At 73.0% G+C, this 8,003-nt stretch carries 7 protein-coding genes; 1 reads left to right on the top strand and 6 read right to left on the bottom strand.

The window, feature by feature from the left end; genetic code table 11:
* Positions 1–407: 407 nt before the first annotated feature.
* Positions 408–1,673 (bottom strand): tyrosine--tRNA ligase, encoded by a 1,266-nt coding sequence (gene tyrS, locus IE98_RS0137505; RefSeq protein WP_030276630.1) that lies wholly within the window; start codon positions 1,671–1,673, stop codon positions 408–410.
* A gap of 248 nt (positions 1,674–1,921) precedes the next feature.
* Here tyrS and IE98_RS0137500 point away from each other — a divergent pair, with 248 nt between their 5' ends.
* On the top strand, positions 1,922–2,431 hold the full coding sequence (locus tag IE98_RS0137500; RefSeq protein ID WP_030276629.1) for an HNH endonuclease: 510 nt from the start codon (positions 1,922–1,924) through the stop codon (positions 2,429–2,431).
* 130 nt (positions 2,432–2,561) lie between these two features.
* On the opposite strand, the gene IE98_RS48605 is transcribed toward IE98_RS0137500, so the two are convergent.
* The 5 genes from IE98_RS48605 to IE98_RS0137475 all read right to left on the bottom strand — a co-directional run bounded on the left by IE98_RS48605 (position 2,562) and on the right by IE98_RS0137475 (position 7,995).
* Positions 2,562–4,691 carry a PQQ-binding-like beta-propeller repeat protein gene (locus tag IE98_RS48605; protein WP_030276627.1) on the bottom strand — a complete coding sequence of 710 codons (2,130 nt, stop codon included), beginning with the start codon at positions 4,689–4,691 and terminating at the stop codon, positions 2,562–2,564.
* A 97-nt stretch (positions 4,692–4,788) separates the two neighbouring features.
* Positions 4,789–5,085, bottom strand: coding sequence for a 4a-hydroxytetrahydrobiopterin dehydratase (locus tag IE98_RS0137490; RefSeq protein WP_030276625.1), 297 nt, complete (start codon positions 5,083–5,085; stop codon positions 4,789–4,791).
* Between the two features lie 111 nt (positions 5,086–5,196).
* On the bottom strand, positions 5,197–5,964 hold the full coding sequence (locus IE98_RS0137485) for a sulfite exporter TauE/SafE family protein (RefSeq protein ID WP_030276623.1): 768 nt from the start codon (positions 5,962–5,964) through the stop codon (positions 5,197–5,199).
* Positions 5,965–6,109: 145 nt separating this feature from the next.
* Entirely contained in the window at positions 6,110–6,880 is a 771-nt protein-coding gene (locus IE98_RS0137480) for an SDR family oxidoreductase (protein ID WP_030276622.1), read from the bottom strand.
* 122 nt (positions 6,881–7,002) lie between these two features.
* A complete protein-coding gene (locus IE98_RS0137475; RefSeq protein WP_030276621.1) occupies positions 7,003–7,995 on the bottom strand; it encodes an SPFH domain-containing protein in 993 nt (330 codons plus the stop codon).
* Positions 7,996–8,003 lie beyond the last annotated feature (8 nt).

The raw sequence follows: 8,003 nt of genomic DNA, 5'->3' as shown, positions 1-8,003 counted from the left end.
TGACTTTTGGCACGCTGTTGAGTTCTCAAGGAACGGACACTTCCTTCGGACCGCCTTCCAGCGGACCCTCCGGGCGTTTCGCTCTTTCGTGTTACCAGCTTATCAGATGTTTTCCGCTCCGTTTTCCGGAGTTTCTTTCATCGGATTCGCTTTCCGCCTTTCGGCGCCCCCGAACTCTACCAGAGTTTTTCGCACGCATTTCCCGGTCGATTTCTCGAAGGGGTGTGCGACGGTCCACTCGTCGGAGGAAGGGGGGCCGTTACCGGTTCGCAACCAGTTTCGGCGACTCGTCCAACGTTAGGGCACCGGGCTGCGAGCGTCAAACACGCGGGGCCGGATCCGGCTGGATCCGGCCCCTGTGGGGTGTCGTGGCAGCTCAACCGCAGTGCGGTTCAAGCCACCTGACGTCAGTTCGACGCGACCTCGACCGCGGCGATGTTGCGCTTGCCGCGTCGCAGCACCAGCCAGCGGCCGTGCAGCAGGTCCTCGGAGGCCGGGACGGCCTCCTCGTCGGCGACCTTCGCGTTGTTCAGGTAGGCGCCGCCCTCCTTGATGGTGCGGCGGGCACCCGAACGGCTCGGGGCGAGGCCCGTCTCGACCAGCAGGTCGACGACCGACTGCAGCTCGGTGACCGTGGCCTTCGGGACCTCGGCGAGCGCGGCGGCCAGGGTGGCCGGCTCCAGGTCGGCGAGGTCGCCCTGGCCGAACAGCGCCTTGGAGGCGGCGACCGCCCGCTCGTACTGCTCGGCGCCGTGCACCATCGTGGTGAGCTCCTCGGCCAGCGCCCGCTGGGCGAGGCGCGCGGCCGGACGCTCGGTGGTGTCCCGCTCCAGCTGCTCGATCTCCTCGCGCGAGCGGAAGGAGAAGATCCGCAGGAAGTTCGAGACGTCCCGGTCGTCCGCGTTCAGCCAGAACTGGTAGAAGGCGTAGGGGGTGGTCAGCTCGGGGTCGAGCCAGACCGTGCCGGACTCGGTCTTGCCGAACTTGGTGCCGTCGGCCTTGACGATCAGCGGGGTGGCGAGCGCGTGCACGGACTTGCCCTCGGCCTTGCGGATCAGGTCCGTGCCGGCTGTGAGGTTGCCCCACTGGTCGCTGCCGCCGGTCTGCAGGGCGCAGCCGTAGCGGCGGTTCAGCTCCAGGAAGTCCATGCCCTGGAGGATCTGGTAGCTGAACTCGGTGTAGCTGATGCCCGCGTCGGAGTTGAGCCGGCGGGCGACCGCCTCCTTGGCGATCATGTTGTTGACCCGGAAGTACTTGCCGACGTCGCGCAGCAGGGTGATCGCCGACATGCCGGACGTCCAGTCCAGGTTGTTGACCATGCGGGCGGCGTACTCGCCCTCGAAGTCGAGGAACTTCGAGATCTGGCCGCGCAGGCGGTCCACCCAGCCGGCGACCGTCTCGGGGTCGTTGAGCACGCGCTCGGCGGTCGGCTTGGGGTCGCCGATCAGGCCGGTGGCGCCGCCGACCAGGCCGAGGGGCAGGTTTCCGGCCAGCTGCAGGCGCTTCATGGTGAGGATCTGCACCAGGTTGCCGAGGTGCAGGCTGGGCGCCGTCGGGTCGAAACCGCAATAGAACGTGACCGGGCCGTCCGCGAACGCCTTGCGCAGTGCGTCCTCGTCGGTGGACAGGGCGATCAGCCCACGCCACCGGAGCTCGTCGACGATGTCCGTCACGGTCACGCTTCTCCTTCGGTCGCGTCCGGCGTTGTCCGCGGCCCGCCGTGGGCCCCGCGCCTGGACGACTCCAGCGTTCTAGAGAGTACGCGCATCCGGCCAGCGGATTTCGGCCCGGCCGGGGGGCGGACGGAAATTCCGTTGTTGCCGGTGGCCACGCGAGTTCACAGTGGACCCACCGCCGAGTGCGGCGAGGACGGGACGGTCGTGCCTGGCGGCACGACCGCACAGGGGAGGTGGCCGGAACGATGCGCAACACGCTGGTACTGAATGCGAGCTACGAGCCGCTGACGACGGTGTCGCTGAAGCGCGCCGTGGTGCTCGTCCTGCAGGACAAGGCGGTCGTGGAGCACGCCCATCCGCTGGGGATGGTGCGCGGTACCGGTGTGGCCGTCCCGGTCCCCCGGGTGATCAGGCTGAACCGCTACGTACGGGTGCCCTTCCGACAACACGCGCCGTGGTCGCGGCGGGGTGTGCTCGTCCGGGACCAGCACCAGTGCGCCTACTGCGGTCGCCGGGCGACCACCGTGGACCACCTGGTGCCCAGGTCGCGCGGTGGTGCCGACAGCTGGATGAACACCGTGGCCGCGTGCCCGGAGGACAACCAGCGCAAGGCCGACCGGACTCCGGAGCAGGCCGGGATGAAGCTGCTGCGGCGGCCGTTCGAGCCGACGCCGGAGGCGACGCTGATGCTCGCGCTCGGTCTGCGCAGCAGCGAGCTGCGCGAGCTCGCCGCCTGGCTGCCGGCCAGCGCCTGACCGTCGGCGCCCGGCGGACCGGTGCCCGCCCGGGTGCCGCCCGAGGACCGGGGACGGACTCCCGTCCCCGTGCACGCACGCCGCCGGCCGGCCCGATCGGGGGACGGGCCGGCCGGCGGTGTGCGGTGCGTCAGTCCTTGGCCTGGAAGGCCGTGGCGGTGCCGTAGTTGGCCGAGTGCTCGGGGAGCACGACGACCTTGCCGCCGGCGGAGACGACCCGGCCGGCCGTGAGCAGCGAGCCGGTGCCCACCGGGAAGGCGCCGCCCTGGGTCTCCTGGCCGCCCGCGAGGGCGAAGCGGCTGATGTGGGCGGGCTGGTCGAGGCGCTCGTCGACGGCGAGCAGCAGGCCGCCGCCGTCCAGGCCGACCGCGCGGGACTTCCGCTTCTCGGCGATGGCGGTCGTCCAGGTGGGCTTGCCGGTGGCGAGGTCGTACGCGGCGACGGAGGTGGCCGGGCTGACGCCGTCGGCCGGGCCGAGCGCGGCGACCATGGTGTTCTCGTGGAAGAAGACGGTCGGCGCGGTGTCGAAGGTGCCGCGGCCGACGTCGAGGCGGCCGGCGTCGCCGGTCACCGGGATCTCGGCGGCCGGGTCGCCGGCGGTGCCCCAGGCGAAGATCCGGTCGTCGGCGGGCTTCTCGCCGGAGGTGGCGACGACGGCGGGTTCGGCGGAGAGCACGGTGACGGTCTTGGGCTTGTTGTTCAGCCCGCGCCACCACTTCACCTTGCCGTCGGCGGCGTTGAGGGCGACCGCCTGGTCGGTGGGGGTGCTGTCCGCGCAGCTGCTGTGCAGCACGACGGTGGCGCCGCTCGCGCCGCCGGAGAGGCTGCAGAACTTGCCCTGGCCGGTGTACTGCCAGAGGTCCTTGCCGTCCGCGGCGGCCCAGGCGGAGACCTTGTCCTCGCCGACCGCGACGACCTTGTCCGCGAGCACGGACACCTTGGCGTCGTAGCCGTCCTTGGTGTCGGAGAGGTTCTTCGTCCACGCGGTCTTGCCGGTCTTGGTGTCGACGACGGCGAGGACGGTGCAGGGGCTCTTGGGGTCGCTGCCGTTGCGGAAGAGCACTCCGCCGAGGCCGGCGGTGTTGACCACCGGGGAGAGGCCGCAGGGGGCGGCGCCCTGGCTGGGGGCGGTGACGGACCAGGTGGGCTTGCCGTCGGCGAGGGCGTAGGCCTGCACGCCGGTGCCGTCGGCGCGGACCACCGCGTCGGCGGTGATCCAGGAGCCGGCGAGGGTGTCGTCGGCGGAGGCCGCGGCGCCGGCGGCGGGCTTGGCGGCCCAGGCCTTGGCGTGCGCGACGGTGTAGGTGCGGGCGGCCGCGGCGTCCGCACCGCTGCCGCCACCGGACTTCTCGCCGTCGTCGCCGCCGGTCACCAGGACGGCGGCGGTGACCAGGACGGCGAGGGCCGCGGCGCCGGCGCCGGCCCGGATCAGCAGGGTGCGCCGGCCGGGCCCGTGGTCCGCGGAGACGACGGCGGTCGCGGCGGCCCGGGCGCGGTCGGCGATCGAGCGGCGGCCGCCGCCCGCGTCGTCGCGGTCGTCGTCGCCGTACCGGTCGTCGCGGGTGACCACGTAGGGGCTGAGGGTCGCGCCGGAGAACGCGGGGTCGTCGTCGGAGGTCGCCGGGAAGCCGGCGCCCCGGCCGCTGGTGTCCGGGAAGCCGACGGTCGGCATCTCCTGCGGCGGGTTCTGCCAGGTGTCGCCCGTCTGCTCGGCCGGGGCGTAGGACGACGGCTCGGGGACGATCTGCGCGTAGGCGTCGGCGGTGCCGGCCGAGCTCGCGCCGTAGGCGGCGTAGGGGTCGGTGTAGGCGGCGTTCGCCTGGTAGGCGTCGCCGGCCTGCTGCGGGATCTGCTCGTAGCCGCCGGCGTAGTAGCCCTGCTGCTGGACCGTCTGCGGGTCGTAGGCCTGCTGGCCCGCCTGCTGCTCGTAGGCCTGCTGGCCCACCTGCTGCTGGTACGCCTGCGGGTCGTAGCCCTGCTGCTGGTACGCCTGCTGCTGGTGGGCCTGGGCGGTCTGCGGGTCCCAGGCGGCGGTCTGCTGCTGCCAGACCTGCTGGTCGGTGCCCTGCTGCCAGGCCTGCTGGTCCGGCTGGGGCTGGTACGGCTGCTGCTGCGCGGCCGCCCACGGGTCGGCGGGCTGGTCCGGCTGGGGCTGGTACCAGCCCTGCTGCTGCTGGTAGTCCTGGCCTGCGGCGGGCTGCTGCCCGGTGCCGTCGTGCGGGTACCCCTGGTCGTACGTTCGGGGAGGGTCCTGAGCCATGAAATCCGTCCGTCCCGACTGCTGCTGCAAGCGCCCAGCATCTCATGGCGGCCGGAGCACCCCGCCGGAACGGGGTGCGCTGCGGTCTGACCGGGCCTCAGGACGTGGTGCGCAGCACCTCGTCGATGCGGGCGGCGAGGGTGGTGTCGAGGCCGGTGAGGCCGCCCGCGCTGTGGGTGGAGAGGGCGAAGCGCAGGGTGCGCCAGCGGATGTCGATGTCGGGGTGGTGGTCGAGTTCCTCGGCGGCGACGGCGACGGTGTCGACGACCCGGATCGCGGTCGGGAAACTGGCGGTCTCCGCGGTGCGGACGATCGCCTCGCCCTCGCGGTGCCACTCGGGCAGGGCGGCCAGGGCGGTGGTGATCTCGTCCTCGGTCAGCCTGGTTCGGCTCACGGGTGCTCCCGGTGGGTCGCTGGCGGGCCCGCGGCGGGCGGGCCGCCGGCCGCGGGGTGCGTCACAAGGAGCATAGGAAGGCGGGGGCGCCGCGGCCGGGCGACACGGGTGTCAGGTGAGCAGCAGCCGGGTGACGGCGGCGAGGCCGACGACGACGATGACGGCCCGCAGCACGGGCGGGGGCAGTCGGCGGCCGACCTTGGCGCCGATCTGGCCGCCGACCACCGAGCCGGCGGCGATGAGCAGGACGGCCGTCCAGTCGATCGGGGCGACGAAGAGGAAGAAGACCGCGGCGACGCCGTTGACGATCAGGGCGAGGACGTTCTTGGTGGCGTTGATCCGCTGCATGTCGTCCTGGAGCAGCATGCCCATCAGGGCGAGCAGCAGGACGCCCTGGGCGGCGCCGAAGTAGCCGCCGTAGACGCCGGCGAGCAGGACGCCGGCGAAGAGCAGCGGCCCGCCCTCGGTGCTGCCGCCGCCTCCGCCCCGGCTGCGGCGGGCGGCGACCGCGCGGGAGACCCGGGGCTGGATCACGACCAGGACGAGGGCGCAGAGGATCAGCGCGGGGACGATCGCGTCGAAGGCCTCGCTGGGGAGCTTGGTGAGCAGGTAGGCGCCGGTGAGGCCGCCGATCAGGGAGGCGGTGCCGAGGCGGATCAGCCGGTGGCGCTGGCCTTCGAGTTCGCGGCGGTAGCCGATGACGCCGCTGATCGAGCCGGGCACCAGGCCGAGGGTGTTGGAGACGTTGGCGGTGACGGGCGGCAGGCCGAGGGCGAGCAGCACCGGGAAGGTGATGAGCGTTCCGGAGCCGACGACGGTGTTGATGGTGCCCGCACCCACACCGGCCAGCAGGACCGCCAGCGCTTCCCAGACCGACATCCGTGATTCCCTCCTTCGCTCCTGTCACTGAGGATCATGCCGGAGGAGAGAGGGCCCGGCCAGGGGTGATCCACGATCCGGACCGGTGTCGGCCCCGCGGGGGTCTGCGCCACCCGCGGGGCCGGGCGGTCCCGGGGGCGGGTGGTCAGGGGGCGGGGGTCCGGTCGGGTGCGGCGGGCAGGGCCAGCCAGTCGGCGAAGGTCAGGGTGCCGCGGGTGTCCGGCCGGCCGGTGGTGAGTCCGCCGGCCCGCAGGGCCCGGCCGAGGGCGCCGGGCAGCGGCAGGGGCAGTTGCAGGGCGCGGCGGCCGGTGACGGCCCGCCAGGTCCGGGCGAGCTCACGGGCGTCGGCCGTCTCCGGGCCGGCGGCCTCGATCCGGCCGAGGCGGGCCGGCCCTTCGGCGGCGTCCGCGACGGCGCGGGCCGCGTCTGCGGCGGCGATGGTCTGCAGCCGGGCCTTCGGTACGGCCAGCAGGCGCCAGCGGCCGAGCGTCGCGAAGGCCTCGCCGACCAGCTCGTGGAACTGGGTGATCCGGACGACCGTCCACGGCACCGGGCCCTCGGCGACGGCCCGCTCCTGGGCGGTCTTCACCGCGTAGTAGCCGACCGGCACCCGGTCGCAGCCGACGATCGAGACGCAGACGTGGTGGCCGACGCCGGCGGCGCGTTCGGCGGCGAGCAGGTGCCCGGTGCCGTCGACCAGGGTGCGTCCGGCGCCCTTCGCCGAGCGGCTGTTGGCCGCGTCGACCACGACCTCGCAGCCGGCGAGGGCGGCGGCCAGGCCGGCCCCGGTGGTGAGGTCCACGGGGTGCTCGGGCGAGCGGCGGCTGAGCACCCGGACCTCGTGTCCGCGTGCGCGCAGTTCCTCGGTGACGCGGCTTCCCAGCGTCCCGGTTCCTCCGACGATGGCGATTCTCATGCCAGGGGGACGACGCAGCCCGCCCGGGTGTGACATGCCCCGGGGCGACGAACGGATCCGGCCTGCGCCGGCCCGGTACGGGCGGCGCAGGCCGGAGGGGTCCGCAGGGCCTTACGGCCGGCTCACTCGGGGTCGATCCGCGGGTACTCGCGGGTGGTCTCGACCCGCGGGCGGGCGATGTGCTTGGTCTCGGTGTCCACCGGGCGCGGGGCGGCCGCGGCGGCCGGGCCGGCTCCGTTGCCGCCGGTCAGGCCGGTGAACGCGCCGCCGAGGCCCTTGAGGGCGTCGCCGACCTCGCTCGGGATGATCCACAGCTTGTTGGAGTCGCCCTTGGCGAGCTCGGGCAGGGTCTGCAGGTACTGGTAGGCGAGCAGCTTCTGGTCGGCGTCGCCCTCGTGGATGGCCTCGAAGACGGTGCGGATCGCGGCGGCCTCACCGTCGGCGCGCAGCACCGCGGCCTGCGCCTCGCCCTCGGCCTGCAGGACGGCGGCCTGCTTCTCGCCCTCGGCGCGCAGGATCTGGGCCTGCCGGGCGCCCTCGGCGGTGAGGATCGCGGCGCGCTTGTCGCGGTCGGCGCGCATCTGCTTCTCCATCGAGTCCTGGATGGAGGTCGGCGGCTCGATCGCCTTCAGCTCGACGCGGTTGACGCGGATGCCCCAGCGGCCGGTGGCCTCGTCGAGGACGCCGCGCAGGCCCGCGTTGATGACCTCGCGGGAGGTCAGGGTGGACTCGAGGTCCATCGAGCCGATGATGTTGCGCAGCGTGGTGACGGTGAGCTGCTCGATGGCCTGGATGTAGCTGGCGACCTCGTAGGTCGCGGCCCGCGGGTCGGTCACCTGGTAGTAGATGACCGTGTCGATGTTGACGACCAGGTTGTCCGAGGTGATGACCGGCTGCGGCGGGAACGGCACGACCTGCTCGCGGAGGTCGATGCGGTTGCGGACGGTGTCGATGAACGGCACCACGATGTTGAGTCCCGCGCTCAGCGTGCGGGTGTAGCGGCCGAAGCGCTCCACGATCGCCGCGCTGGCCTGCGGGATCACCTGGATCGTCTTGATCAGCGCGATGAATGCCACCACGACCAGGACGACCAGCACGATGAGGACGGGTTCCACGATTCTCC

The organism is Streptomyces sp. NRRL B-24484, from assembly GCF_000717715.1.
Classification (GTDB): Bacteria; Actinomycetota; Actinomycetes; order Streptomycetales; family Streptomycetaceae; genus Kitasatospora.
Note: the sequence above shows the minus strand (reverse complement) of the source record. Positions and strands in the feature narration are given on the sequence as shown.

What these genes read in the sequence shown, in the direction of transcription:
- IE98_RS0137500 (WP_030276629.1), top strand. Translation starts at nt 1,922, where the DNA reads ATGCGCAACACGCTGGTACTGAATGCGAGCTACGAGCCGCTGACGACG.
- IE98_RS48605 (WP_030276627.1), bottom strand. Translation starts at nt 4,691, where the DNA reads ATGGCTCAGGACCCTCCCCGAACGTACGACCAGGGGTACCCGCACGAC.
- IE98_RS0137485 (WP_030276623.1), bottom strand. Translation starts at nt 5,964, where the DNA reads ATGTCGGTCTGGGAAGCGCTGGCGGTCCTGCTGGCCGGTGTGGGTGCG.
- IE98_RS0137480 (WP_030276622.1), bottom strand. Translation starts at nt 6,880, where the DNA reads ATGAGAATCGCCATCGTCGGAGGAACCGGGACGCTGGGAAGCCGCGTC.